This is a genomic window from Facklamia sp. P12950 (genome assembly GCF_050409465.1).
Taxonomy (GTDB): Bacteria; Bacillota; Bacilli; order Lactobacillales; family Aerococcaceae; genus Facklamia.
This window is the reverse complement of record NZ_JBNUPK010000032.1, coordinates 1-580: the sequence shown is the minus strand read 5'-3', so window position 1 is coordinate 580 and position 580 is coordinate 1. Positions and strand designations below refer to the sequence as shown.

Here is a 580-nt window from a genome sequence, read left to right as displayed (position 1 = left end):
ACAACGTTGCTGATCGAAACGCTGGAACCAAGATTCCCGGTATTCTCACTGGTAATGATTTCTACCTGCGTTGGGGGAAGGCCCGGTACAGTCGCGATGGCCTTGTCGGAGATACCTGCTTCAAAGAAGGCCTGCGCAAGAACCGTTGTATATTCATGGGGGTCATTGATAACACCGTCCGTCGTAAGCAGCGCTACATCAATGGTCGATTTGCTGATGGTGACAGTATAGGTCTCGCCTGCGGACAGGGCACTTGCATCGAGCGTGAGGTCGAACTTTATTGTGTCCGTACCAGTCAGCGTGAGTGCCCCGGTCCAATCCCATGTCTGCGAACCGCGAGAACCCGGCGAATTCAGATCGGAGTTGCGAAACCCGCCGATGTCGCCGAGTGAACGCGGGTCCGCTTGCAAGGCACCGCCGCCACCCACATTGAAAAGGCTGATATCCGCGAGTTCGATTTCCGTCGTACCGACACGCACGGAGCCGTCAGCGGATCGGATGAAAGACGATGTGATGCTGGTCGGCAGCGAGGACAATTCCCACAGGTTCTGCGTTGCATCGGTATTGAGCCAGTTGACGC

General features: G+C 56.0%; 1 protein-coding gene. It reads right to left on the bottom strand.

Annotation, left to right across the window (positions count from 1 at the left end):
* Window positions 1–580, bottom strand: a 580-nt coding sequence (locus ACQV2Q_RS08915; protein ID WP_428882522.1) for a hypothetical protein, incomplete at both ends; no start/stop codon positions are given.